This is a genomic window from Mycobacterium neglectum (genome assembly GCF_002591975.1).
In the GTDB taxonomy this organism is placed as follows: domain Bacteria; phylum Actinomycetota; class Actinomycetes; order Mycobacteriales; family Mycobacteriaceae; genus Mycobacterium; species Mycobacterium neglectum.
The window spans coordinates 41,379-66,600 of sequence record NZ_NVQE01000025.1; the positions used below are offsets into that span (position 1 = coordinate 41,379).

21 protein-coding genes are annotated in these 25,222 nt (G+C 64.9%); 6 read left to right on the forward strand and 15 right to left on the reverse strand.

Annotated features, from left to right (window positions below; genetic code table 11):
- Position 1: 1 nt before the first annotated feature.
- From CSQ99_RS19325 to CSQ99_RS19355, 7 genes are all read right to left on the reverse strand, one after another.
- Positions 2–1,111 carry a virulence factor Mce family protein gene (locus CSQ99_RS19325; protein ID WP_425437838.1) on the reverse strand — a complete coding sequence of 370 codons (1,110 nt, stop codon included), beginning with the start codon at positions 1,109–1,111 and terminating at the stop codon, positions 2–4.
- Positions 1,112–1,155: 44 nt separating this feature from the next.
- A complete protein-coding gene (locus CSQ99_RS19330) occupies positions 1,156–2,472 on the reverse strand; it encodes a virulence factor Mce family protein (protein WP_245908992.1) in 1,317 nt (438 codons plus the stop codon).
- A complete protein-coding gene (locus CSQ99_RS19335) occupies positions 2,472–3,827 on the reverse strand; it encodes an MCE family protein (protein WP_141562703.1) in 1,356 nt (451 codons plus the stop codon). The genes CSQ99_RS19330 and CSQ99_RS19335 overlap by 1 nt, the downstream gene beginning before the upstream one ends.
- The gene (locus tag CSQ99_RS19340; protein ID WP_099040628.1) at positions 3,824–4,849 is read right to left on the reverse strand and encodes a virulence factor Mce family protein; all 1,026 of its coding nucleotides are present in this window, start codon (positions 4,847–4,849) and stop codon (positions 3,824–3,826) included. Before CSQ99_RS19340 ends, CSQ99_RS19335 begins: the two co-directional genes overlap by 4 nt.
- Before the next feature lie 63 nt (positions 4,850–4,912).
- The gene (locus CSQ99_RS19345) at positions 4,913–6,289 is read right to left on the reverse strand and encodes an MCE family protein (RefSeq protein WP_099040629.1); all 1,377 of its coding nucleotides are present in this window, start codon (positions 6,287–6,289) and stop codon (positions 4,913–4,915) included.
- Between the two features lie 4 nt (positions 6,290–6,293).
- Positions 6,294–7,148, reverse strand: a complete 855-nt coding sequence (locus CSQ99_RS19350; RefSeq protein WP_099040630.1) for an ABC transporter permease — start codon at positions 7,146–7,148, stop codon at positions 6,294–6,296.
- Between the two features lie 9 nt (positions 7,149–7,157).
- A complete protein-coding gene (locus CSQ99_RS19355) occupies positions 7,158–7,931 on the reverse strand; it encodes an MlaE family ABC transporter permease (protein WP_099040631.1) in 774 nt (257 codons plus the stop codon).
- 554 nt (positions 7,932–8,485) lie between these two features.
- Here CSQ99_RS19355 and CSQ99_RS19360 point away from each other — a divergent pair.
- On the forward strand, positions 8,486–8,878 hold the full coding sequence (locus CSQ99_RS19360; protein WP_099040632.1) for a limonene-1,2-epoxide hydrolase family protein: 393 nt from the start codon (positions 8,486–8,488) through the stop codon (positions 8,876–8,878).
- Between the two features lie 135 nt (positions 8,879–9,013).
- Positions 9,014–10,243: a TetR/AcrR family transcriptional regulator gene (locus tag CSQ99_RS19365; protein WP_099040633.1), complete on the forward strand. Its 1,230-nt coding sequence runs from the start codon at positions 9,014–9,016 to the stop codon at positions 10,241–10,243.
- Here CSQ99_RS19365 and CSQ99_RS19370 read toward each other — a convergent pair.
- From CSQ99_RS19370 to CSQ99_RS19395, 6 genes are read right to left on the reverse strand one after another with little or no spacing between them, the layout of a single operon-like run.
- Positions 10,204–10,974 (reverse strand): SDR family oxidoreductase, encoded by a 771-nt coding sequence (locus CSQ99_RS19370; protein WP_099040634.1) that lies wholly within the window; start codon positions 10,972–10,974, stop codon positions 10,204–10,206. The genes CSQ99_RS19365 and CSQ99_RS19370 overlap by 40 nt on opposite strands.
- A gap of 37 nt (positions 10,975–11,011) precedes the next feature.
- Positions 11,012–12,109, reverse strand: a complete 1,098-nt coding sequence (locus CSQ99_RS19375; RefSeq protein WP_099040635.1) for a 3,4-dihydroxy-2-butanone-4-phosphate synthase — start codon at positions 12,107–12,109, stop codon at positions 11,012–11,014.
- The gene (locus tag CSQ99_RS19380) at positions 12,106–12,624 is read right to left on the reverse strand and encodes a flavin reductase family protein (protein WP_099040636.1); all 519 of its coding nucleotides are present in this window, start codon (positions 12,622–12,624) and stop codon (positions 12,106–12,108) included. Before CSQ99_RS19380 ends, CSQ99_RS19375 begins: the two co-directional genes overlap by 4 nt.
- A gap of 11 nt (positions 12,625–12,635) precedes the next feature.
- Positions 12,636–13,691 (reverse strand): alpha/beta fold hydrolase, encoded by a 1,056-nt coding sequence (locus tag CSQ99_RS19385; protein ID WP_099040637.1) that lies wholly within the window; start codon positions 13,689–13,691, stop codon positions 12,636–12,638.
- 24 nt (positions 13,692–13,715) lie between these two features.
- Positions 13,716–16,253 (reverse strand): FAD-binding oxidoreductase, encoded by a 2,538-nt coding sequence (locus CSQ99_RS19390; protein ID WP_099040638.1) that lies wholly within the window; start codon positions 16,251–16,253, stop codon positions 13,716–13,718.
- A 21-nt stretch (positions 16,254–16,274) separates the two neighbouring features.
- Entirely contained in the window at positions 16,275–17,384 is a 1,110-nt protein-coding gene (locus tag CSQ99_RS19395) for an LLM class flavin-dependent oxidoreductase (protein ID WP_099040639.1), read from the reverse strand.
- 280 nt (positions 17,385–17,664) lie between these two features.
- Between CSQ99_RS19395 and CSQ99_RS19400 the strand changes: the two genes are divergently transcribed.
- From CSQ99_RS19400 to CSQ99_RS31905, 4 genes are read left to right on the forward strand one after another with little or no spacing between them, the layout of a single operon-like run.
- On the forward strand, positions 17,665–18,561 hold the full coding sequence (locus CSQ99_RS19400) for an enoyl-CoA hydratase (protein WP_099040640.1): 897 nt from the start codon (positions 17,665–17,667) through the stop codon (positions 18,559–18,561).
- A gap of 4 nt (positions 18,562–18,565) precedes the next feature.
- The gene (locus CSQ99_RS19405) at positions 18,566–19,816 is read left to right on the forward strand and encodes an acyl-CoA dehydrogenase family protein (protein WP_099040641.1); all 1,251 of its coding nucleotides are present in this window, start codon (positions 18,566–18,568) and stop codon (positions 19,814–19,816) included.
- Position 19,817: 1 nt separating this feature from the next.
- A complete protein-coding gene (locus tag CSQ99_RS19410; RefSeq protein WP_099040642.1) occupies positions 19,818–20,903 on the forward strand; it encodes an acyl-CoA dehydrogenase family protein in 1,086 nt (361 codons plus the stop codon).
- 42 nt (positions 20,904–20,945) lie between these two features.
- Positions 20,946–24,116, forward strand: a complete 3,171-nt coding sequence (locus tag CSQ99_RS31905; protein ID WP_099040663.1) for a long-chain-fatty-acid--CoA ligase — start codon at positions 20,946–20,948, stop codon at positions 24,114–24,116.
- Here the strand turns inward: CSQ99_RS31905 and CSQ99_RS19420 are convergent.
- Together CSQ99_RS19420 and CSQ99_RS19425 are read right to left on the reverse strand one after the other, a co-directional pair.
- A complete protein-coding gene (locus tag CSQ99_RS19420) occupies positions 24,111–24,362 on the reverse strand; it encodes a hypothetical protein (RefSeq protein ID WP_141562704.1) in 252 nt (83 codons plus the stop codon). The two genes, CSQ99_RS31905 and CSQ99_RS19420, sit on opposite strands and share 6 nt — an antisense overlap.
- A gap of 32 nt (positions 24,363–24,394) precedes the next feature.
- The gene (locus CSQ99_RS19425; RefSeq protein ID WP_099040644.1) at positions 24,395–25,219 is read right to left on the reverse strand and encodes an ATP-binding cassette domain-containing protein; all 825 of its coding nucleotides are present in this window, start codon (positions 25,217–25,219) and stop codon (positions 24,395–24,397) included.
- Positions 25,220–25,222: the final 3 nt, after the last annotated feature.

The following is a 25,222-nucleotide window of genomic DNA, read 5'->3' on the forward strand; positions in this document are numbered from 1 at the left end:
GTTAAGGCCCCTGATCCCATCGGTAGGGAATCGCCAGCGGATTGCCGGGCCCGTTCGGACCACCGGCCATGCAGGGGCTGGGGAACTGGCCGATGGTTCGGCCCCACTGGAGCTCGAGCTCGGTCAGTTCGCACTCGAATCGCGTACCGGTGAAGATGCCCTGGTCGATACGGCTGAGGGTGAGATCGACGATGGCGGTCAGATTGGCGTAGTCACCGCGTTGGAAGTTTTGGAAGGTTTCATTCGGAAACGGGAAAGTCAGCAGCAGGCTGAGAGCCCGGGTCAGGCTGGGACCGGCGTTTGCCAGCGACTCCAACACCGGTCCGACCTGCCTCAGTTCCTTCACCAAGTTCTCCTTGGTCTGATCGACCGTGTCGACGGCCAGTGCACTGAACTTGCCGAGCTCATCAGCCGCTTGCACCAGGTTGTCCCGTTCGGAGTTGAGCACTGCCAGCGCGTCGGGGACGGTGGCCAGCGCACGGTCCAGGACGGGCTGCTGTACGGCGAATTTCCCGACCAGGCTGTTGAGGCTTTCGGTGGCCGCGATGATGTCGTCGGTCTGGTCGTTGAGGTGGCCGGTGAATTCGCTCAGCTGTGCGATCAAGCTTCGTACGTCTTGCTCGCGTCCCCGAAGCGCGGTGGAGAACGCCTCGGTGATGTCCTGTACCTGGCCCAGGCCACCGCCGTTGAGCACCATCGACAACGCCGCCAGCGTCTGCTCGGTGCTCGGGTAGGAACCGCCCTGTTGCAGCGGAATGAGCGAGCCGTCTCGCAGCCTGCCCTGTGGCGGTTCGTTCGTTGGCGGCGCAAGCTCGATGTGCAAGGAACCCAGCAGGCTGGTTGTGCCGATCTTGGCGGTGGCATTGGCGGGCAGGTTGACGTCACCGTTCAAGCGCATGCTCAGCAATGCGTGCCACCCTTGGCGTTCGATTTTGGTGACATGGCCGACGGTTACGTCTGAAACCCGCACCCGCGAGTTCGGCTCAATGTTGTTGACGTCAGGCAGTTGTGCCTGGATCAGGAAAGAGTCCGAGCCGGTGCCCTGCGTGCCGGGCAGGGGTAACGAATTCAGGCCGCGCCAGCCGCAGCCGGGCATCGCAGCCACGATCATGACCAGGATCAGGTTGGTCGCTATCCGCTGAAAGCGTCGCCGTGTCACGGGCCACCTCCTGCAGGCACCATCATCCCGGGCAGGCCGTGGGTGGGGTCGGTGGCCCGCGCCGCTGTGAACGCCGCGTCGGACGCTTCTGCGGGCAAGGGGACGCCGGGCGGCGGATCTGCTGCCGGCGGCACGAAGTCAGGCCGCATCCAGGGCTCGCTGTAGGTGACTTCATTCGGTCGCGTCTGCGCGCCGACGAAGAGGTTCTCGCCCAACGGCGGAAAGTTGAATTGCCGATTCTTCACTATCGGCGCCAAATACTGCGCGCACAGTTTCGCCGATTGGTCAGCACCCCGGCGGGATGCCGACTGAATTGCACCACACAGGAAGGAGACCGGGTTCGCGAAGTTGTTGATGGCCAGCGCGCCCGTCAGTGAACCGTTGGCCGACTCGTAGATGTTGTTGTAGTTCTGCAACGTCGAGGGGGCGATGTGCAACGTCTGCTTGATGTCGTCGAGGCTTTCAACCAGTACGCGGGTGATCGAGGTCATCGTGTCGGACGCGGTGCCGATCGCCTCGGTGTTCTCGGCGGCGAAGTCACCCACGTCGGCCACGACCGCGTTGAGGTCCTCGACCGCGTAGCCGACTTTGTTCGGGTCGTCGGCCAGCAGTGCGGTCACCGCGGCCAGGTTGTGGTTGAGCGCTTCGAGCAGATCGGCGCTGTCGCTCAATGCGGACACCAGCGTCGAGAGGTTTTTGAACGTGGCGAAGATGTCGTTGCTGTGGTCGCCGAGGATCGAAACCGTCTGCGACAGTTTGATGATGGTGTCTCGGATCGTTGGACCTTGCCCACGCAGGTTGTCTGCGGCGGTGTCGATGAGCGCACCCAGTGTGCTCACGCCGCCGGGCTTGGTGGGCTTGAGCAGCTCGGTCAGCCGCTCGAGTTGGTCGCGTAGATCGTCCCACTCAACAGGGACCGCGGTCCGGTCGGCCGGGATCACCGCGCCGTCGGCCATCGTCGGACCGCCGGTGTAGGGCGGTGTGAGCTGGATCGTCCGGCCGGTCACCAGCTGCGGTGCCAGGATCACGGCCTTGGCATCGGCAGGGACCTTGTACTTGCTGTCGAACCAGAACGTGACCTTGGCCCGCTCGGGCTGCGGTTCTATCGCTTCGATCTTGCCGACCGGTACGCCGCGAACGAGCACGTGGTCCCCGGCAAATACCCCGGTGCTGTTCTCGAAGTAGGCGACTACCGTCGTTCGGGCGATCTGCGCGGGAATGCGTACCGCGACGAACAGACCCGCGGCCAAGATCAGCACAAGTGCCGTCGCCAGGACGATTCGGGCGGTTCGGGGCGACCTCACCACGGTCATCATGATCGGGCTCCCGGTTGCTGGACGGGCGGCGCCTCGCCCGGGGCAGGCACGTATACCGGCGATGGAGTCGGCTCGGGGGTGGAGGCCAACCCGGGCGGGGCCGCTGCGGGCGGTCCCGGTGGCGGGCCACCGGCGGGCGGCGCCGGCAGCGGCTGGCGGTAGGGGTAGCAGCCGGGGCCAGGCAACGCAATTCCCTGGGGCCCGCACGCCTGATCGCCGGGTTTGCCGGTGATCGCGTCGGGCAGGTTCAGCCTCGGTTCCCCGCCCTGGCCAGTCCGCGGGTAGGGCACCGGCAACGCCGGGGTCCCCGGCTGTCCGGTCGGCGGGTCGGTCAGCTCTGAGGGCAGCAACGTGGCCGGATCCAATCCCAGATCCGAAAACGCCGCGTCGACGAACGGTTGCACGAACTGACCCGGAAAGAGGTTGACCACATAGGCTTTGAAGAACGGTCCGGAGGAAAGCGATTCGCCAAGCGACATGACGTAGGTGTTGATCAGTTTGATGGCCTGCTGCACGCGTTCCTTGCGGTCGTCGATGATTGTCAGGACTCCGTTGAGCTTTTCCAGCGCCGGCCGCAGCTGCTGACGGTTCTCGGCGATGAACCCGTGTAGCTGCCGCGACACCGCCGAGATGTTTGCCCAAATCTGGTCCAATGCGGCGCTCTGTGTTCGCAGCGCCGCCAGCAGCGCATTGGTGTCTTTCACCAGACTCACGATGTGGTCGGTGCGTTTGGCCAGCACCCCCGTCGCTTGGGCCGCGTTGTCCAGCAGCCTGCGCAGTTGGGCGTCGCGCGTGTTGAGCGTCTGTGCAAACCGCGCCACGCCCGCCACCGCGTCCTGCAGATCCGGCGGGGTGGCCGAAAAGGTCTGGGCCAGGGTGGCCAACGAGTCAGACAGCTGGCCGGTGTTCAGGCCGCTGATCGTGGTGGCGAGGTCACCGAGGGCATCGGGCAACTGGTACGGCGACACCGTGCGATCGAGCGGGATGGCACCGTCGAGCTGCCCATCCCCACGCGGTGTCACGTCAATGATCTTGGCGCCCAGCAGGCTCTTGGTTTTGATCGCAGCCTCGGTGCGGTCGCCCAGCCGGACATCGGCGCCGATCTTGAATGTGACAAGTACACCGGTCTCGTTGAGTTCGATGGCCGAGACGTCGCCAACCACGAAGCCGGAGACTTCTACACCGGCACCCGTGCTCAGCCCGCCGGCGTCGGCGAAATAGGCCGAGTACTCCCTGCCCGAGTTGAGGAAGGGCAGCTTCTGCCACTGCAGTGCGGCCAGCACCATCGCGACGACGGTCACGAGGCCGACGGCGCCGATGAGTAAGGGGCTGCGTTCGGAGAATGATCTCACTTGGGCGCGCACCGCCCCGTGCTCTGACCGGCCACCTTGACATACACCGGCTGGCCTCCCTTGCCATTGAGCTTGAGCACCACATCGCAGAGGTAGAAGCTGAAGTAGTCGCCATACATCCCCTGCCGCACCAGGGCCTGATACCGGTCCGGCAGCGTCTGGAGCAGATTTTCGAGGTATTCGTGGTCAGCCAGGGCGATCCCGGCCACCCGGTCGGTCTCGGCGACCACCTTCTGGAACGGCGCCCTGGCCTGCGCCAGCAGGTCAGCGAGCGAACCGGTGGCGGCATTGGTATAGGCCACCGCGTTCGAGATATCGGTCCTGCGTTCGGCCAGGCTGCCGATCAGCTCGGAGAGCGATGTCACGGCTTTGTCCAGCCGGTCGCTCTGACCGCCCAGCGACCCCAACACCACGTTGAGGTTGTCGATCACCTGCCCGATCAGCAGGTCACGGTCAGCCAAGGTATTTGTCACCACCGCGGCCTGCTGCAGGAACGTCCCGATCGCGGGGCCCTGCCCCTCGAACGCCTCGATCAACTGCTGGGTCAGGTCGTTGACCTGCTCCGGGTTCAGCGCCCGAAACAGCGGCTTGAAGCCACCGATCACCGCATCCAGATCCAGCGCGGGTTGGGTGCGAGTCAGCGGGATGGTCTGACCTGGACGCAATGTCTCGAGTCCGCCGGTGCCTTCCTCCAGCGCCAGGTAGCGATCACCGAACAGGTTGTCATAACGGATCACTGCCCGACTGCCCTGCGTGAGCACGACCGACTCGTCGGCGAAGAACCCGACCCGCACCGTCGCATCGGGGTTGATGGAGATGTTTTCGACCTTGCCGACCTCCACCCCGGCGATCCGCACAATCGTGCCCGTGCGCAGATTCGAGACGTTGCTGAACTCGGCGTAGTAGCTCTTGCCCGCGTCGAAGCGAAACTGCCCGAAGATCGCCAACGTCAGGAACGAGACGAAGAGGCAGACAGCCATGAAGATGCCCAACCGCCAAATGGTGCCCCTGAGATCAGCCATGGCTTTTCTCCTGCGTGTGCGGATGGTCGACGGTCCCGGCGACGACGGTGCGGATGATGGCGATCACGGTGGGCCCTGCCCGTTGTGATCGAGTTGCGCCGGGCCCGGTCCCGGGGCCGCCGGCGGCACTCCCGGCCACAACGGCACCCCGCCCGGCCCGTACAGCGGCGCGCCATACGGCGGCGCCCCGGGGTAGGGCACCGGCCCGATCGCCGGGCCCGGAAGGCATTGGCGAATGCTGGGCGGCTCCGGTACAGCGCGGGTCGCTGGGAAGTAGTTCGCCCAGCAGGGATGTCCGATACCGGGGTTGGGCCGAATGTCCAGGCCGGTCCCCCAGCCGGTGTTGGTGATCAGCTGGCGCACCGGGAAGTTTTTGGTGGCGTCGGGTAGCGATCCGCACCCCGGCGCTCCGCCGGGTCCGCCCTTGGCGGCAATGATCGGCAGATTCTGCGGGTACGCGTAGGGATCGTTACCCAGCAACAAGGCCACATCGAGCTGAAGAGTGCGGCCATCGCCGCCCCACGCCGCATAGCCGCCGTTGTCGAGATACCACGTGGTGCCCTTCAGGAAGCACGTGTACACGGGGCTGTGCTGCAGCAGCAGGTTCGTCGTCGGCTCGAGGGTGTTGACCGCCTCGACGAGATCGTCCTTGCTTGTGGCAAGCAGGTTCGTGCCGGCCTGCGACAAACCGATGACGTTCAGCAGCAACCCATCCAATGCGGCGGCGTGGTCGGTGACGGTAGCGCTGGTGGTGCTGACAGCGTCCAGGATGGCCACGATGTCGTTGGCGGCTGCGTCATAGGTGTCGGCGAATCTCTTGAGCGAGCGCCAGTTGCCTCCGATGGTTTCGGCGCGCGCGTTGAGGGCCAGCAAGACCTCATTGAGATCTGTGGCGGCTTGGCCCATCCGCGGGCCCTGTCCGCGCACGCCGTCGGCCACTGCGGTCAGCACCGCGTTCAGCTTGAGCGGATCAACCAGCTTCAGCAGCTCGACAACGTTTTCGAAGACCGTGTTGATCTCTGTGCTCACATTCGTCGAACGCAGCACGGCGCCGGCGGTCAGCCGCTTGGCGCTCGGATTGGGCGGATACACGAGCTCGACGAATTTGGTGCCGAACGCGGTGGTGGCACTGATCTGCGCTCCCACGTTGGCCGGGATGTAGCGGATCTGGTCCGACTCGATCTCCAGCTTCAGACTGGCCCCGTCCGTACCGCCGCCGATCTGGCTCACCCGGCCGACCTGGACACCACGCAACATGACATCGGCGTTGGTCTCCATCACCAGCCCGGTTCGATCCGACGTCAGCGTCACGGGCACGTACGACGTGAAGCTGCCCCGAAACGACGCCGCGGTCACCGCCAGGAACACGACGATCGCCGTCAACAAGATGAGCGTCCACCAGGCACTGGCGATGCGGTGTGTTCCTGCCCTGCGCTTCATCCCGCTAACCAGCCAGGTGGAAGTCGCCGGACTGGCCATAAATGGCCAGTGTCATGATCACGATCAAGATGGACGCGATGACCATCGAAGCACGTACGGCACGTCCGACGGCCTCACCAACCCCCGCAGGCCCGCCGCGCGCGGTGTAGCCGTAATAGGTACACAACAACATGATCATCAGCGCAACCGCTGCCACCTCGGCCAACGACCACAACACGTCGGTTGGACTGAGGTACGTATAGAAGTAGTGGTCATAGACGCCCGAACCCTGGCCGTAGATGGCGGTGGTGCCGATACGAGCGGCCCAATATGCCGTCATCAGCCCGATGCAGAACAACGGAACCGCGACAATCACCCCGGCCAGCACCCTGGTGGATGCCAGGTAGCTCACGGTGCGGATACCGATGGCCTCGAGCGCATCGATCTCCTCACTGATCCGCATCGCGCCCAGCTGAGCGGTGCTTCCGGCGCCGACGGTGGCCGCCAGCGCCACCATCACCGTCCCCGGCTGGATCTCGCGAGTGTTGAAAAATGCCGACGCGAACCCCGTGAGTGCCTCGACACCTACTGACGCCAGCTGGTTATAGCCCTGTACCGCGACGATGGCGCCGGTGGTCATCGTCAGGAACGCCACGATCACCACCGTTCCGCCGATCACCGCAAGAGCCCCGCTGCCCAACCCCATCTGGGCGATCACCCGCAACAATTCACTGCGGTAGTTGATGACCGCATCGGGAATCCCGGCCAGCGTGGTGGCGTAGAACCGCGTCTGCGAGCCGATCTGATTCCACCCGCTCACCAAGGCATTTCTCGTCCGCCGCAACCGCGGATGAAGCCGACTCGGAACGCTCGCCGTCATGAGTTCACCTCACGACACCATGAACGGGACACCGACGGCGGTGACGATGATGTTGGTCAGGAACAACACGATGAAGGCGAACACCACGGTTTCGTTCACCGCTCTACCCACACCGGCCGGACCCCCACCCACCGAGATGCCCTGGTAACAGGCGATCAAGCCGGCCGTCAACCCGAACAGCGTGGCCTTGATCATCGAAATGATGACGTCGGCGACGTGGGTCAGCGTCGTCAGACCCGCCACCCACGCACCCGCCGAAACGTCCATGAGAAACACCGAGCAGAGAAACGCGCCGACAAGACCCGTCATGATCACCACCGAGCTCAGCGCCAGCGACACCGTGGTGGCAGCGAGTACGCGCGGGACCACGAGCGCCTGGATCGGGTTGATGCCCATCACCCGCAACGCATCGAGTTCCTCACGAATGGTTCGCGCACCCAGATCGGCGCACATCGCCGTGGCACCCGCGCCGGCGACCACCAAAACCGTGACTATGGGTCCGCTCTGCGACACCGTGAAGATGGCAGCGCCAGTGCCGGAAAAGTCCGCGGCGCCGATATCGGCCAGCAAGACATTGAAAAGAAACCCCGATATCACTGCCCACGGGATCGTCATCAACACCGCGGGCAGCGTCGACACCCGCGCCACGAACCAGCACTGAGCCAAATACTCGCGCCACGCGAACGGCGGCTTGAACATCAACGCAAAGGTGTCCAGCGACATGGCGAAGAATCCGCCGACGGCCCGAACCGGCTTGGTCGCCGATTCCGCGAACATCACCATGTCGAAGCCGGCTGCGCCGATGCCGGGAGGCGGCAATCCTGCGAACGTCCGACCGGCCGGCCGGCCACCTCTGAGGTGTCTACCGTCGGCATTCGCGAGAAATCGTCATCGATGGCCGGCATAGGCGGAACGCTATCGACCTCTGCGGCCCGGTTGCTGCTTCCACAAAGAGGTATATGTCTCTCCCGTACGAGGCATGGACCGCTTCGCAACGGCCTTTCCCCAGTTTGCTGGTGAGCCCGCGAGGGCGCCGCGGCGACGAGTGGCAGCACCCGCGCGAACCACACGGGTTCGACGCCGCGGCGACGAGTGGAGCTGCTCATATCGGCCATCCGGACGGGTCGTAGTGGGTCGGGGACACCCGAGAGGGTACGCGGCCGATGATGTTTATGTCCATAGTTAATACGCTCTTTCAGTGATGCCAAATAGATAAATCACGATGACAAGGGCGACTTGTGCTTGGTGATGTATCTTGATAGTACTGTTCTGTACGTCACAGTTGAGGCGGAGGCTGCTGGGCCGCCTCGCGCTTCGATACCCGAGGAGGCATCCCCATGACCGCCACCAAGCAGGCCAGCGAGAAGCTCGTCCGCGACTTTCTGGGTTCATGGGAGGGTCGCGACCTCGACACCATTTGCGGTGCCTTCGCCGACGACGCCGTCTATCACAACGTGCCCGTCAAGCCGATCGAGGGCATCGCCGGAATCCGCGCGATCTTTCAGGCGTTCCTGGACGCGTTCTCCGAAGCCAAGCTCGATATCGTCACGCTGGCGGCCGAACCGGGCCTGGTGCTCGCCGAGCGGGTGGACTACTTCACCATGAACGACGGCACCAAGGTCGTCCTACCCGTCAACGGGGTGTTCGTCGTCAAGAACGGCAAAATCACGCGCTTCTCCGACTATTTCGATCTGGCGGACTTTGAAGGCCAGAGCGGTTTCAAGCTCTAAGACATTCGACAGCACCCCGGCACCGACGTGGCACCCGAACCGTCCCCCGCACCACCGCAGGTCGCCTCCGCCGCGAAGCCGAGGCGTCTGGCAGGATTTGGTGGTTCGAACAAGCGAGAAGGGGGGCGACTCGCGGTGGAGCCCGCGGTCTCGACCGTCAAGCGCAGGCCGAAGGATCGAAAGCAGCAGATCCTGGAGCAGGCCGTCCGGCTGTTCATCGAACGCGGCTTTCATTCCGTCAAGCTCGAGGACATCGCCGAAGCGGCCGGTGTCACCGCCCGCGCGCTGTATCGCCATTACGACAACAAGCAGGCCTTGCTGGCCGCGTCCATCCGGACGGGCCAGGAGCAGTACCAGAGCGCCCGCCTGGTCTCCCAGAGCGACGCCACTTCCACACCTGGGCCACTGAGCGTCGAATTACCCGACCTGATCGCCGCGGCCGTTGCGTCGCGGTCGCTGTCGGTGCTGTGGCAGCGGGAGGCTCGCTACCTCGACGACGCCGAGCGAGCCGAGGTGCGCAGGCGCATCAACGCGATCGTCGCGGGGATGCATGAAGGTGTCCGGCTCGAGACCGGTGGTTTGAGCCCCGCGCACACCGAGCTCCGCGCCTGGGCGGTGGCCAGCACGCTGACGAGCCTCGGCCGCCACAACCTGACGCTGCCGGGAGATGAGCTGACCGAGCTCCTTTCGCGGGCGTGCATGGCGGCGGCACTGACCCCGCCGGTGCGCGACCTGGAGCCGCTCGATACGGCGCCGGACGACGCACGTGCGCTGTTCTCCAGGCACGAGACCTTGCTGGCCACCGGTGCACGCCTGTTCCGTGCTCGGGGGTACCCGGCCGTCAGCACCAGCGAGATCGGGAAGGGCGCGGGAATTGCGGGACCCGGTCTGTACCGTACGTTTTCGTCCAAACAGGCGATCCTCGATGCGCTCATCCGGCGGCTCGATGAGTGGTGGAACCTCGAAAGCATCCGCGCGTTGCGCGGCGATCAGGATGTTGCCGGACGCCTGCGGGCACTCGTCGAGGGCCGCGTTCGCATCAGCCTTGACGACCCCGACCTCGTTTCGGTGTCGATCACCGAGCTCTCACACGCATCGACCGAGGTGAACGACGGCTACACACGTAACCAGGCCGACCGCGAGGCGGTGTGGATCGACCTCGTCCGCAAGCAGATTCCCGAGACCAGCACCCCACAGGCGCGACTGCTCGTCGCGGCCGCGATCAACTTCATCGACGACGCTGTCCGGACCTGGCACCTGAGGCGTTACGCCGGTGTCGAGGATGAGATCACCGCCCTCGCACTGTCAATCGTGACCAGCCGACGTCACCACAGCGCGCAGAGCGTTCCGCCATCGGCCAGCTGAGCCGTCCCGTTCACCATCGCCGCGTCGTCCGACAGCAGGAAGGCCACGACGGCCGCGATCTCCTCGGGGCCGGCCATCCGGCCCTGAAGTCGGTCGATCATCGTGCTCGCACCTCCGTCGCCGAGCGCCTGGTCGAACATCGTCATCGCGGTCTGCTGCATCGATGTGTCGACGAATGCGGGCAGCACCGCATTGGAACGCACGTTGCTCGAGCGCAATTCGGCGGCGGTGACGCGGCTGAGGTGGATGATCCCGGCCTTCGACATGCCGTATGCGGCGGAGCCGGCCGCAGCGATCTGGCCCGCCAGCGATGACATGTTCACGATGGCGCCGCCGCCTCGGTCGACCATCTTGGGCGCGGCATGTTTGGTGCACAGCCACGCGCCACGCAGGTTGATTCTGATGACCCGATCGAAGTCGTCGACGGTGGTGTCGGTGAGCGGGGCGAAATGAACGACGCCCGCATTGGCCACGAGCTTGTCGACGCCACCGAACTCGGCGGCGCAGGCCTCGACCATGCCGACGACCTGTCCCTCATCGCTGACGTCGACCTGGTGACCGATTGCGCCGCCGCCGATCTTCACCGCCGCGGCTTCGGCCGCGCCACCGTCGATGTCGGCGCACAGCACGAGGCAGCCCTCGTCGGCGAGGCGCTGCGCGATCGCAAGGCCGATCCCGGCCCCTGCACCAGTCACAATCGCGGCCTTTCCGGCCAGGTCTGAGTGCGTCATAAGGTCCCTTGCGATTGTTTTTGAGCCATAACGTTTCTCAACCCGCGACCGCCAAGACTGAGCGCCGAGCATCCTGCAAGCCGTGTTCGCGTATCGCCCCGAACATCACGAGGCCGAACCCCGGTGCGTCATCGGACAACCTGACCGAATGAACACCGAGATCGCGCAGGATCCATGCCACGATCTGTGAAACCCGCTCCGCCCCCATGACTTCACGGGCGAGCAGGCCGCACGCCCGCAGGCGCCCCGGAGGACGCAGGTACACGATCATGCCGCTGCCCCTTCGGGTCATCGTCGTCACCGCGCGGTCGAGATCATCGCCGCATCGGCAGGCCGTCGACCCGAAAACATCTCCGGTGACACATTCGACGTGCACGTGCAGCGGCATCGCCTGATCTGATCCTGCAGCGCCGATGATTGCGACCAGATGCTCGCCGCCAGCAGCGGTCGGGTGTACGTCGCGGAAACCGATGGCACGAGATATTCCGGCTCTCATGGGAAGGATCGTCTCGGCCGACCGGACGACCTGCGGTTCGGTGCGGCGGCGATACTGCGCGAGGTCGGCGATCGAGATCATGCTCAGTTGGTGCCGGTCGGCGAACTGGATCGACCCGGCGACATCGGCGATCGCGCCACCCGGCTCGCCCGAGATGATCTCGCACAGCACTCCTGCGGGTCGACGGCCCGCAAGCCGGGCGAGGTCCACCGCGGCCTCGGCGGGTGCCGGCAGCCCCAACACCCCGTCGTCGCCGGCTAGTACCGGCACCACGTGACCCGGCCGCCGGAAGTCGGTGGCCGACGAAGATTCCGCAGCGAGCGCCGCGATGGTGCCGGCGCGATCGGTCGCCGAAATGCCGGTGCCTGCGCTAGAAGAGTCGACTGCCACCCGATGGGAGACGCCCGGTCGCCCGCCGTGACACATCGGCGGTAAGTCGAGCCGGTCGCACTCGCTGCCCGGCAGTGCAACTCGAACGTAGCCCGAGGTATGCCGGACGGTGAAGGCCAGCAATTTGGGCGTCGCGGCCTCGGCGGCGAAGACCAGGTATCCCTGTGCGGCGCCGTCCGTGACGACGACCGGGCGGCCTGCGCCGACCGCCGCAATGGCGCGCCGCACACGAATATCGGCGGTTCTCATCCGCCCGCACCTGACGCGCCTGCCATGGCGAGTCGATGAAACCGGCTGCCGTGGAAGACAAGTGGCGGAGTGCCGGGATCGGCACTCAGCCCGCTGATCTCCAGCAGGGCGATGGTGTGGTCGCCAGCGGGAAGTTCGCTGTGCAGGCGGCAGTCCAGCCACGCCGTCGCACCGTGGACGAACACGGCCCCGCCGGACTGCTCGCTCCAGCGCACCCCCGCGAACCGGTCGCCGACCTTGCGCGACAGGCTCAGGCAGGCATCGCCATGGTCCTCGGCCAGCACACTGACCCCCAGCTTCGCACGACGCCGCAACCTCGGCCACGTGGTCGAGGTGTTCTGCACGCAGATCGACACCAAGGGCGGGGCAACCGAAACCGAGGTGAACGAGCTCGCCGCCATCCCGACCGGCTCACCGTCGATGGTCGCGCAGACGGCGATCACACCGGACGGGAAGCATCCGAAGACCCGGCGTAGTTCCGCGTCATCGGGAGGGCGGGTGCTGATGGGTTCCATGTCGTTGTATCTCAGCGCAGCCCGTGCAGGAAATCGAGTAGCAGCCGGTTGATCTCCTTTGGCTCCTCCTGCTGGATCCAGTGCCCGACATCGTCGATCATGTGGGTGCCGGTGTAGTTCGGCATCACCTCGTCGGCGCGTTCGATGGCTTCGAGGCCCCATGTGGTACCGACGTCGTATTGCCCGCCGATGAACACCGCGGGCGGGGTCAGCGGCGTACCTGCCTGATCGGCCAGGTCATGCCAGTCGTTGTCGATGTTGTGATAGAAGCTCAGCGGTCCGCCAAAGCCCGACCGTTCGAACTCGCCGGTGTAGAAGTCGACGTCCTCCTCGGTGAACCAGTCGGGCAACTTCTCCGGATAGGTGAAGGCGTCCTTGAGCCGTGCGCCTTCGTCCATGCACAACGGACCCGCACGGATCACGTCGAGCGGGTCCATGGCCGCCAGGTCGACCCCGGCCGCCTCGGCTGCCCGGGTGGCGGCGCTCACGCCGTCCCCGGACACCGTGTAGGTGAGCCCCACCAACCAGCCGCGCAGATCCTCTTCGATCTCGGCGATGATGCCGTCCTGCGCCGAGAAGTAATCCTGGTACCAGACCTTGCCCGGCCCGGCGATCTCGAGGTGATAGTCGTTCGGACGCCGCTCCCCGAAGGGACTGCCGGGCAACGCGATCACACCCTGCCCGGCGAAGGGGCAGCTGAGTCCGGCCACGCCTGCGCATCTATCGGGGTGCAGCCAGGCAAATGTCCAGGCGACCGGCGCGCCCCAGTCATGCCCGACCACTATCGCCTGCTGCTCGCCGTAGGCGTCGATGACGCCGAGTATGTCGCCGACCAATTCCTTTATGCGATAGGCCGATTGCACGCGATATTTCGACGAGCTCCCGTAGCCACGCTGGTCGATGGCGACCGCGCGGTAGCCTGCCTCGGCAAGCGCGGGAAGCTGGTGCCGCCAGGAGTACCACGACTCGGGAAACCCGTGGATCAATACCACCAGCGGCCCTTCACCCTCTTCCACGGCGTGGATCCGGGTGCCGCGGCAGTCGAGCATCCGATGAATCTGGCCCATCTCAGTCGCCTCTCTGCTTGCTGTTCAGTGTGTGGGAGTGCCGGCCAAACCGACTGCCATTTCGTCGGTTCGGATCATGTGATCGGCAGCCGGCACGGTGCGGTCGGAGTAGTTGCGCGCGATCAGTGTCTTCTGCCCCGACAATCTCGTGCGAGCCCACTTGCCGAGCACCCGGCCGGCGACCTTCGGCATCATCAGCGCCGCGGGCGGCTTGACCAGATGCACGACCGCGAGGAACTCTCGGTAGGTGTCGAGATCGTCGTGGACCAGTTCCAGTACCCGATCCATGTACCAGGTGAGCGCACCGAAGTAGAACGGGCGCTTGTCGGCCACGTCCTTGATCCAGTCGAAACGCAGGTTCTGCTCGCGGATCACGAACCAGGCGGTATCGGCCATCCGGCTGATCTTGCGGTAGTAGCGCCGCGGTAGCTCTTGGTGTCCCGCACCGTATTTGTCCAGCAGCAGCTGCATCTCGCGTACTTCCTTGAGCGCCAGGCTCATACCGAGCCCTGAAACGGGGTCGGCGCTGGTGTAGGCATCGCCGACCACGAGCAATGCGCGCGGAAGGTTGCGCTTCTTCTCGTACCGGAGCCGAAGCATGTTGGGATAGCGGAAATTGTAGATCGGCGACGCCGGCTCCAGTCCGTCGATGTTCTCACCCACCACTGGCGAGGGCATGCGGTCGGCGAACTGACGGAACTCCTGTACGGTGCGCGGGGGTGAGTAACAGTTGTACGCGATGAGCGACGTGGACAGGATGGTGCGCGAGCTGTCCGTGTAGTACTGCGCGGCGTAGGTGTCCTCATAGGGCCGGTACGCGTAACAGATCACCATCACCTTGTCCTGCCACTGACGCTCCGGTGGCACATGATGCTGCATGGTGGAATAGAAGCAATTGATGATGTCCTGCTCGACTTCGGGGGCACCGATCCCGCTGCGGTCCAGGAACTCCGGGATGCGGGTGTTCTTACCCGAGGCATCCACGACGAACTCGGCGGGTATCACGTTCAATTCGCCGTCGCGGTCCACCGCGACACCGATGACGGTGTTGCTGCCGCGGTCGTAGACGATGTCGCCCACCTCCGACTCATAGCGGAATTCGATGCGTGGTTCGCCGTCCAACCGGCGCCGCACGCACCATTCGAGCAGCGGACGTCCGGCACAGACGATCTGAATATCACTGGTGCCGGGCTTCTTCCAGGTACCGCCCAATCGAATGCGGTATTGATCGGCCATGTCGACCTTGAACGCGCCCTCACGCACCATGTCGTCGACGATGCCGGGAAAGATGCGTTCGAGCTCGATCTGTCCCGCGGTCAGCAGGTGGTGCAGATGCCAGCCCTGTGCCGCGCCGGGCCTGCCCTCCCGGCGCGAGTGACGGCCGTCCTTCTCGAGGACGATCACCTTTTCGAACGAGTCGCTGAGCACCTTGGCCGCGGCGATCCCCGCAATGCTGCCGCCGATGACAACGGCGGTGCCGCGGCCGCGTCGTCGCACGTCCGGCAGATCGAGCTGGGTGTAGTCCAGATACGGTGGGGTTCTCCGGCGCGCCGAACCACTGGGTACGAACTTCTCGTAGTACAGGCCGATGCGGTGGACACCGTTGTTGTCCAGCCAGTTTCGAGTCGATTCGACCATTGCCGCCGGACCGCAGAGGTAAATGTCGGCATCTCCGTCGTCCAGCATCCGCGCATCCAGTAGGTCGGTGACGAGCCCGACCGGACCATCCCAGTCCGCTGCCGGTTGGGACACGATGATCTGCGACGTCAAGCCGGGGATGCGTTGCGTGAGCGCGTCGAGTTCGTCGAGCTTGCACAAGTCATCGGAGGAGGTCACGCCGTACAGCAGGTGGACGGGCTGCCCGATGTCGGCGTCAAGGCTCTGAGCCATCGCCAGGATCGCCGACAGTCCGGTGCCGCCCGCGACCAATATCACGGGTCGCACCACGGGACGCAGGTAGAAGCCGCCCTTGCTGCACCGCAACGCGATACGGTCACCCGGTTGCGCGCGGTCACGCAGGTAGTCCGACATCACCCCGTCGGGCAGCAGCCGGATGATGAACTCCAGCTCGTCGCGGCCGTCGGAGGGATGCGCGTAGGAGTAGTTGCGCCACGCGTCGGTGCCGGGAACCCGTAACTGGGCGAACTGACCGGCCCTGTATACGATCGCGTCGTCCATGCCCGAAACATCCACGCGCAGAATGGCGGTCGTCGTTGACAGCTGATTCACGGTGGTCACCACGCCGTGTCCGGTGACCAGCCGTGCCGCGTTGTCGTCGACCGGGTACTGCAGGTCGATTTGGCAATCCGTTTCCGCGTAGGTCTGGCACGTCAATATCTTTCGCGCCGCCCGCTCCACATCGGAGAGCCCTTCGGTGCGCCCCATCTCGTAGTCGCCGGAGACGCAGGTCGCGACGCAGGTGCCGCAGATCCCGCTTTGACATTCGTTGACGATGGCGACGCCGTGCTCCTCCGCCGCATCCAGGATCGACTGATCCCGCTGCACCGGCATGTCCTTCTGGGTGCCATCCGAATAACGGATGGTGATCTGACAAGTCTCCATGCCAGCTGCCCCTTCCTGAGCTCAGACGATCGCGGTTGCCGGCTTTTTCGCGATGCGCGCGTTGAGCCTGGGCATGACCTCCTCGGCCAATAGCCGCATCGATTCCTTCCACGGACCGGGGTTCTCGCTGTAGTCGAATCCCAGCACCAACAGATGGCCGAATCCGCCGACCTGGTCATAGGTGGCCTCCAGCTTGTCCACCACCGTCTCGACCGATCCGACCACGAACGTGTTCTCCGCCAGGTATTCCGGCGTGACATCGGAATCGGGCACCGAAGGGTCATGCTTGTAGAACTTCGTCATGCCCATGGTCTTGAAGGTCGGCAACACGTACTCACGCATGTTTCGCCCGAGCATGCCGTCGACGGCGTAACGGAACGCCTTCTCGTCGGTTTCTGCCACCACGACTTCGCGCACGAGTCGCCAGTCGCGGCGATCGGGGGTGCGGCCGCTGCGTTCTGCGCCCTCGAGGACCGCGTCCCAGTGCGTGGCAACGTAGTCGGTGTTGAGGTCGAGGCTCATCGGTATATAGCCGCGTTCGCCCGCGAGTTTGAGAGTTTCGGAGCCCGCACTGAACCCGGTGACGCCGATGGGCGGGTGCGGCGCCTGAAAGGGCTTGATGTGACGGCGCATCAAACCGTCGTACATCGGTGCGATCCCGTTGGCGTTCCAGTACTTTCCGCGGTGCTCCCACGGCCCGTCCTCGGTCCAGACGCGCAACATGATCTCGAGCGCTTCGCGGGTCATCTCGCGGTGCTCACCGTTGTGGCCGTCCACATCGAACAGCGCCCAGTCGCCTGGGATACCGCTGGCACCGACGCCGAGCATGAAGCGGCCCTGGGCAAGGTGGTCAAAGTACGCGACGCGGTGCGCCAACTCGACGGGGTGGTGGTAGGGCAGCAGGTGTGCGCCGGGTGCGACCTTGATCGTCTTCGTGCGAAGCAGCGCCTGTGCCAACAACAGGTCGGGCGCGCAGATCGGCTCCCACGGCACGGTGAAGTGCTCGCCCACCCAGGCTTCGACGTAGCCAAGTTGGTCGGCGAGCTCGATGATGTCGAGGTCCCACTGGGTGGCGTCGTACAGGCTCCGCTCCGGCGGGTGCGCCGGCATGAGGAAAATTCCGATCTCCATCTCAACCCTTCTCAAGTCGTGGCCGTGCTCGATCACATCCGCGTGGACAAGCCTGTCCCGGGGGACCCTGCGATATCACCGCTGCGATGTACAACACAGTACTAGCAAGATACATCATCGAACGCAAGATGCAGTTTTCTTCGTTATTTGCCTGTTCAGGATTTCAGATACAGCGTATTGCTTATGGACATATCGGTCTTCTGCCGCGTAATCTCGCGAACGTCATCACCCCGCGATCAAGCACCGTGCGGCCTAGTTCACTCCTGGAAGGGAGCCATCCGTGCCGGATTTCGACTACATCGGCTACGAGGTCATCGACGAGGGCCGGATCGCCGTCATCACGCTGGATCGCCCGAAGCAGCGCAACGCGCAGAATCGCGGGATGCTCGTCGAGCTGGGTTCGGCGTTCGAACTCGCCGAAACGAACGACCAGGTCCGGGTGGTCCTGCTGCGGGCCGCGGGCACCTCGTTCTCCGCCGGGCACGACCTCGGCTCTTCCGACGATGTGCGCGAACGTTCGCCGGGCCCGGACCAGCATCCCTCGTACCAGTGCAACGGCGGGACATTCGGCGGAGTCGAGTCGCGCAACCGGCAGGAATGGCACTACTTCTTCGAGAACACGAAGCGATGGCGCAACCTCCGCAAGATCACCGTCGCCGAGGTGCACGGCATGGTCCTGTCCGCAGGACTGATGCTGGCGTGGTGCTGCGATCTCATCGTCGCCGGTGAGGACACCATTTTCGCCGATGTCGTCGGCACCCGCCTTGGCATGTGCGGGGTTGAGTACTTCGGCCATCCGTGGGAATTCGGACCACGTAAGGCGAAGGAACTCCTGCTCACCGGTGACTCTCTCGGTGCCGACGAAGCCCACGCCATCGGGATGGTGAGCAAGGTCTTTCCCAACGAAGAGCTGGCCGATCAAACCCTCGAGTTCGTCCGCCGCATCGCCAAACTGCCGACGGTGGCCGCGCTGCTCATCAAGGAGTCGGTGAACCAGACCGTCGATGCGATGGGATTCTCGACAGCACTCGACGCCTGCTTCAAGATTCATCAGCTCAACCACGCGCATTGGGGCGAGGTGACCGGCGGGGAGTTGTCCTACGGGACGGTCGACTACGGCCTCGACGACTGGCGCATCGCACCGGAGATCCTGCCTGCGGAAAAAGGGCGGCCCTGACCCGATGGACATCGACTACCCGCAACAAGCGGAGGACTTCCGGATTCAAATCCGTGCGTTCCTGGCAGAGCACCTTCCCCCAAGCTGGCCAGGAGGCGGAGCGCTGGCGCCCGACGAGCGCGAGGCATTCGCGCACCGGTGGCGCCAGATCCTCGCGGACCGCGGCCTGATCGCCGTGTCCTGGGAGAAGCAGTACGGCGGGGCCGGTCTGTCCGTCGTCGAACAGGTGGTGCTCGCCGAGGAACTCGCCCGCGCGGGAGCGCCAGAGCCTCCCGAAAACGACCGGTTCGGCATCGAACTCATCGGCAACACGCTCATCGCACTCGGTACCGAGGAACAGAAGCGGCATTTTCTGCCGCGAATCCTGTCGGGTGAGGATCGCTGGTGCCAGGGCTTCTCAGAGCCCGAGGCGGGCTCGGATCTGGCGTCGGTACGGACCAGGGCCGTGCTCGACGGTGACGAGTGGGTGGTCAACGGCCAAAAAATCTGGACATCCGCGGGTGCGAGCGCGAACTGGATCTTCGTCTTGACGCGCACGGACCCGGATGCGGCCAAGCACAAGGGACTTTCGCTGCTCCTGGTCCCGATGGACCAATCGGGTGTCGAGGTCCGCCCGATCGTGAACGCGGCGGGACACGCCTCGTTCAGCGAGGTCTTTCTGACCGACGCGCGGACCCCTGCCGTCCACGTTGTCGGCGGGGTCGGCGGCGGATGGCCGACAGCGATGACCCTGCTCGGTTTCGAGCGCGGAGCACAGGTCACCACGGCGGCCATCGACTTCGGCAGGGACCTGAACCGGCTGATTGAGCTCGCCAGGCAGCGCGGACGGCACGAAGACCCGCACATCCGTGACGGATTGGCCTGGTGCTATTCGCGGGTCCAGATCATGCGGTACCAGGGTTACCGCGGTTTGACGCAGCTCCTGGAGGGACGGCGGCCGGGCCCCGATGCCGCGATCAGCAAGGTCATCTGGAGCGAGTACTTCAGGCGCCACACCGAGTTGGCCGTCGAGATCCTCGGGCTCGACGCGCTCGGTCCCGAAGGACCGGGGAACGGTGCAGCGCTGATGGTTCCGGAGGCGGGTACGCCGAATACGGCGGCTTGCTGGATGGATGAGCTGCTCTACGCGCGGGCTGCGACCATTTACGCGGGGAGTTCGCAAATCCAACGCAACGTGATCGGTGAGCAGCTGCTGGGGCTCCCCAAAGAACCGCGAGCACTGGCCGGTATCGGCGGAGGGCATGGAGGGTGTTGACATGGAATTCCGGTACAGCACAGAACAAAACGACCTCCGCGAATCGCTGAGCGGATTTCTCCGCGATGCCGCCCCGCTGTCTGGGCTGCGCGCATCCGCCGGCCACGACGCAGCGCTCTGGCAACGCCTGTGCAGCGAGTTGGAGCTGGCTGGACTACACATTCCGCTCGAGTACGGCGGAGCGGGCGGCACGCTGGTCGAGTCCGCCATCGTGTTCGCCGAACTCGGCCGGGCCCTGACGCCGGTTCCCCTGGCAGCCACCACCTTCGCGATCGAAGCGGTGTTTCGCACCGGCGACGAGGAACAGCGTCGCAGGCTGCTGAAGGGAATGCTTTGCGGAGAACAGATCGGAGCGCTCGCGGTGGCGGGCCCTGACGACACCGACCCGTCGACGGCGCCGGTACGGGCCGACTGGCACGACGGAACCGTACTCACCGGCCGGTGCGGGCCCGTTCTGCACGGTCACGTCGCGGACCTGTTCATCGTGCCCGCGGTCGCCGACGGTGCGGTCACGCTTCACGTGGTGGCGGCCGACGCCCCAGGAGTGACCGTCGTCAGCCAGCCCTCGTTCGACATCACGAGGCCGATCGCCAGGCTCGAGTTGACGCAGGCGCCCGCCGAAGCTTTGTCCGCAGGTGCACCTGACGATGTCGAACGGCTCATCGACGTCGCACGGGTGCTGCTGGCCGCCGAGATGCTCGGCGGGGCCGAAGCGTGTCTGGCCATGTCGGCGGAATACGCCTGCACCCGAAAGCAATTCGACCGGCCGATCGGCTCGTTTCAGGCGGTCAAGCACGCGTGCGCGGAGATGCTGATCGAGATCGATGCGACCCGCGCGGCGGTGATGTATGCGGCGATGAGCGCGGCGAACGACGACGAGCTACGGATCGCCGGTCCGCTGGCGAAGGCGCAGGCCGCCGACACCTACACCCTGTGCGCAGGTTCGGCGATCCAGGTACACGGCGGTATCGCCTTCACCTGGGAACACGACCTACACCTGTATTTCCGGCGGGCCAAGACAACCCAGGCGCTCTTCGGCGGAAGCACGCACCACCGTCGACTGCTCGCCGATCGCATCGGCCTGTAGATCCCCCAACCGACAGTATCTTTCAACTGACAGGAGCCAATGATGACAACGCCGACCGCAACTGTCTCCCCCACTGCGGGCATCACGCTCAGCGACGTGCTGCGCAGGCATGCCCGGATCAGGCCCGAAAGGGTCGCCTTCGTCGATCCGCAACGGCGATGCACCTTCTCGGAGATGGACGAGCGGGTGACCCGGCTCGCCAACGCGCTGTCCGCCCGCGGGGTCGGCCGCGGTGATCGGGTGGCGGTCCTCGGGTACAACAGCATCGAGCTCGTCGAGTCCTGGTTCGCCGCATTGCGTCTCGGCGCCGTCGCGGTCCCCGTCAACTTCAGGATGGTCGCCGACGAGATCGCCTACGTGCTCGCAGACAGCGCCGCGGTGGCCGTGGTGGTGGACATTGCCCTCGCACCGGCAGTCGAGCAGGCGCGCACCAAGGCGCCATCGGTGGACACCGTTATCACGATCGGCGGTGACCTGGATGACATCCTCGCCGCCTCAGACAGTGACACCGTCAATGGCACCGTCGACGTCGACACCGCCGACGAGGCACCCGCGTTCATCATGTACACGTCCGGGACAACGGGATTCCCGAAGGGCGCGGTGCTCACCCACCGCAACCTGTACCTGCACGCCTTCAGTTCGATCGCCACCCTCGGATACCGCGACGACGACGACTGCTGGATGGCTGTGGCACCGCTCTTTCACACCGCAGGCGTATCCGGGATGCTGCCGATGTTCCTCAACGGCGGCACCGCCGTCATTCCGCCGTCGGGCGGGTTCGACCCCGCCGCCATCGTCGACATGATCGTCGACGAGCACGTCACCTCATGCTGGATGACGCCGGCCCAGTGGCAGATCGTCTGCGCTATGCCGGATCTCGGATCCCGGGACCTGTCCAGGCTGTGCCGAGTCTGGTGGGGCGCCGCACCCGCGTCGACAACGCTGCTGCGATCGATGATCGCAGCCTTCCCACACGCCGAGATCATCGCTGCGTTCGGTCAGACCGAATGCAGTCCCATCACGTGTCTGCTCCGCGGGGAGGACGCGATCCGCAAGATCGGCTCGGTGGGTACGCCGATGCTCAACGTCGAGACCCGCATCGTGGACGACGAAATGAACGACGTCGCCCAGGGCGAGGTCGGCGAGATCGTCTATCTGGGCCCACTGGTGATGAAGGAGTACTGGGAGAAGGAGGCCGAGACGGCGGAAGCCTTCCGCGGCGGATGGTTTCATTCAGGTGACCTGGTCCGGCAGGACGAGGACGGCTACATCTATGTGGTCGATCGCAAGAAGGACGTGATCATCTCCGGTGGGGAGAACATCTACTGTGCCGAGGTGGAGAACGTTCTGGCCACCTGCGCCAAAATCGCCGAGGTCGCGATCATCGGTGTGCCCGATCCGAAATGGGGTGAAACCCCGATGGCCGTTGTGGTCCCGCGCGATCCCGCCGATCCCCCGACCATCGAAGACATCGACGCACATTGCCATCAGCACCTCGCCCGCTACAAGCACCCGCGTCGTCTCGCGATCGTCGATGTGCTGCCGCGCAACGCCAGCGGAAAGGTGCTCAAGACCCACTTGCGGCGGGAGTACGGCGGCGGGGAGTCGTTTGCAGCCGGCCCCACCGGGATTCCCCTGTTGGACGAGACGATCGGCGCCAACTTCGAGCGCACCGCCTCGACCTACCCCGATGCGGAGGCGCTCGTCGACGTCGCCGGCGGCCGGCGCTGGACCTACGCCGAGTTGAACGCCGAGATCGACTGCGTGGCACGTGCGCTGATGGCCAGCGGCATTGCGCCCGGGGATCGTGTGGGTATTTGGGCACCCAACTGTCCCGAATGGACCATCCTCCAGTACGCCACGGCCAAGATCGGCGCGATTCTGGTGGCGATCAATCCCGCCTATCGCACCCACGAGCTGGCCTACGTACTGCGTCAGTCCGGCACGCGGATGTTGGTATCGGCGACGTCGTTCAAGACCTCCGACTATCGCGGCATGGTCAGCGAGGTGGCTTCGGAGACTCCCGATGTGGCCGAGGTCGTCTTCCTGGGAAGCGGCGACTGGGACCGCCTACGGAGTCGTGCCGACCAGGTGCCTGCGGCCGCCCTGCGCGACCGGATGGCCGGCCTGCAACCCGACGATCCGATCAATATCCAATACACCTCGGGCACAACGGGTTCACCGAAGGGCGCCACCCTGTCACACCGGAACATCCTCAACAACGGCTTCTTCGTCACCGAGCTGATCAAGCTCGGCCCCGGGGAACGGCTGTGCATCCCGGTGCCCTTCTACCATTGCTTCGGCATGGTGATGGGCAACCTCGGCTGCACCACACACGGTGCCACCATGGTGATTCCGGCGGCCGGCTTCGACCCCGGGGCGACGTTGGAATCGATCGAAAAGGAGCGCTGCACCGCACTTTACGGCGTGCCGACGATGTTCATCGCGATGCTCGGGCACCCCGACCTCGGCCGGCGAAATCTATCGTCGCTTCGCACCGGGATCATGGCGGGAGCCACCTGCCCGATGGAGCTCATGAAGCGTTGTGTCAACGAGCTGAACATGTCCGAGTTGGCGATCGCCTACGGCATGACCGAAACGTCGCCGGTGTCGTGTCAAACGCTGATCGACGACGACCTGGACCGTCGCACCGCCACCGTCGGACGTGCGCATCCGCACGTGGAGATCAGGATCGTCGACCCCGATACCGGGAAAACCGTGAAACGCGGTGAGCCGGGCGAGTTCTGCACCAGGGGTTACTCAGTGATGCTGGGTTATTGGAATGACGACGAACGCACGCGTGAGGCCATCGACGCCGACGGCTGGATGCACACCGGTGATCTGGCGGTGATGCGGGACGACGGCTACTGCATGGTCATCGGTCGCATCAAGGACATGGTGATCCGCGGCGGTGAGAATGTGTACCCGCGTGAGGTCGAGGAGTTCCTGCACACCCACCCCGACATCGACGACGCTCAGGTGATCGGTGTGCCCGACGAAAAGTATGGCGAAGAGATCTGCGCGTGGATCAGGATGCGGTCCGGTCGTACCCCGCTGGATGTCGATGCCGTGCGGGCGTTCGCATCAGGAAAACTCGCCCACTACAAGATTCCGAGGTATGTGCGCGTCGTCGATGAGTTCCCGATGACGGTGACCGGAAAGGTGCGCAAGGTCGAGATGCGGACCGAGACCGTAAGAGTTCTCGGGCTATGAGCTGCCGGCCTGACGCCAGTTCAGCGGCGCATCACGACGTTCGTGCCACCGCAGCCGAAGCATCAGCAGGCCACGGTGCGCACGCCAGCCCGCGGACAGCGGGTCACGCCAGACCGGCGCGTGGCGGTTCGGATCGGGTTCGATTCGCACGTATCCATTGTGCAGGCGATCTCGGAAGTCGGCCATCCACCACACTGCCGCCCAGGTGAACAGCGACCGAACGGTAAGTACGGAAAAGCCCCGCATACCTGGAGGTTGCGGGGCTCATCCGTGGTCAGTTATGCGTCTTTACCCCGCAATTCGTGTGACAGGGCCTCGAGCTCGTCACCGCCTGCCATCTCTTGCGTCAGGTGCTCGAGCGTGATGTCGTCGTATGAGCAATCCAGCTTCTGACGACCCCGGTTGAGCAGCACGAAGTGGTCCCCCACCATGTGCGCGTGATGGGGATTGTGTGTGATGAACACCACGCCGAAACCGGCCTCTTTGGCCGCCGTGATGTACTTCAGCACCACCCCTGACTGCTTGACGCCGAGTGCTGCCGTCGGCTCATCGAGGATCAGCACTCGCGCACCGAAGAACACGGCCCGCGCGATCGCCACACACTGACGCTGTCCACCCGAAAGTGAGCCGATCGGCACGTCGACGTCGGGCAGTTCGATGCCCATCTTCGCAAGTTCGGACAACGTGGTGGCACGCATCGCGTTGGAGTCCAACGAGAACGGAAAGGACTTCTTCCGAAGCTCCTGGCCGAGGAAGAAGTTGCGCCACACCGGCATGAGCGGCACGACGGCCAGATTCTGATACACCGTCGCGATGCCCTTGCCCAGCGCGTCTTTGGGTGAAGCGAGGCGGGCGGGCTCACCGTCGACGAGCAGTTCGCCCTCGCTCGGCGGGTGGTACCCGGCTATGATCTTGATCAGCGTTGACTTGCCTGCTCCGTTGTCGCCGAGGATGCCCGTCACCTCGCCGGCGTGTACCCGTAGCGAGATACCCTTCAGCGCAGTGATGTTGCCGTACATCTTGCCGATGTTCTTCAGCTCGACCAGCGGCACCTTGCCTCCGGACGGGGCTTCTTCGACTGGTTGATCAACAGTTGCGGTCATGGG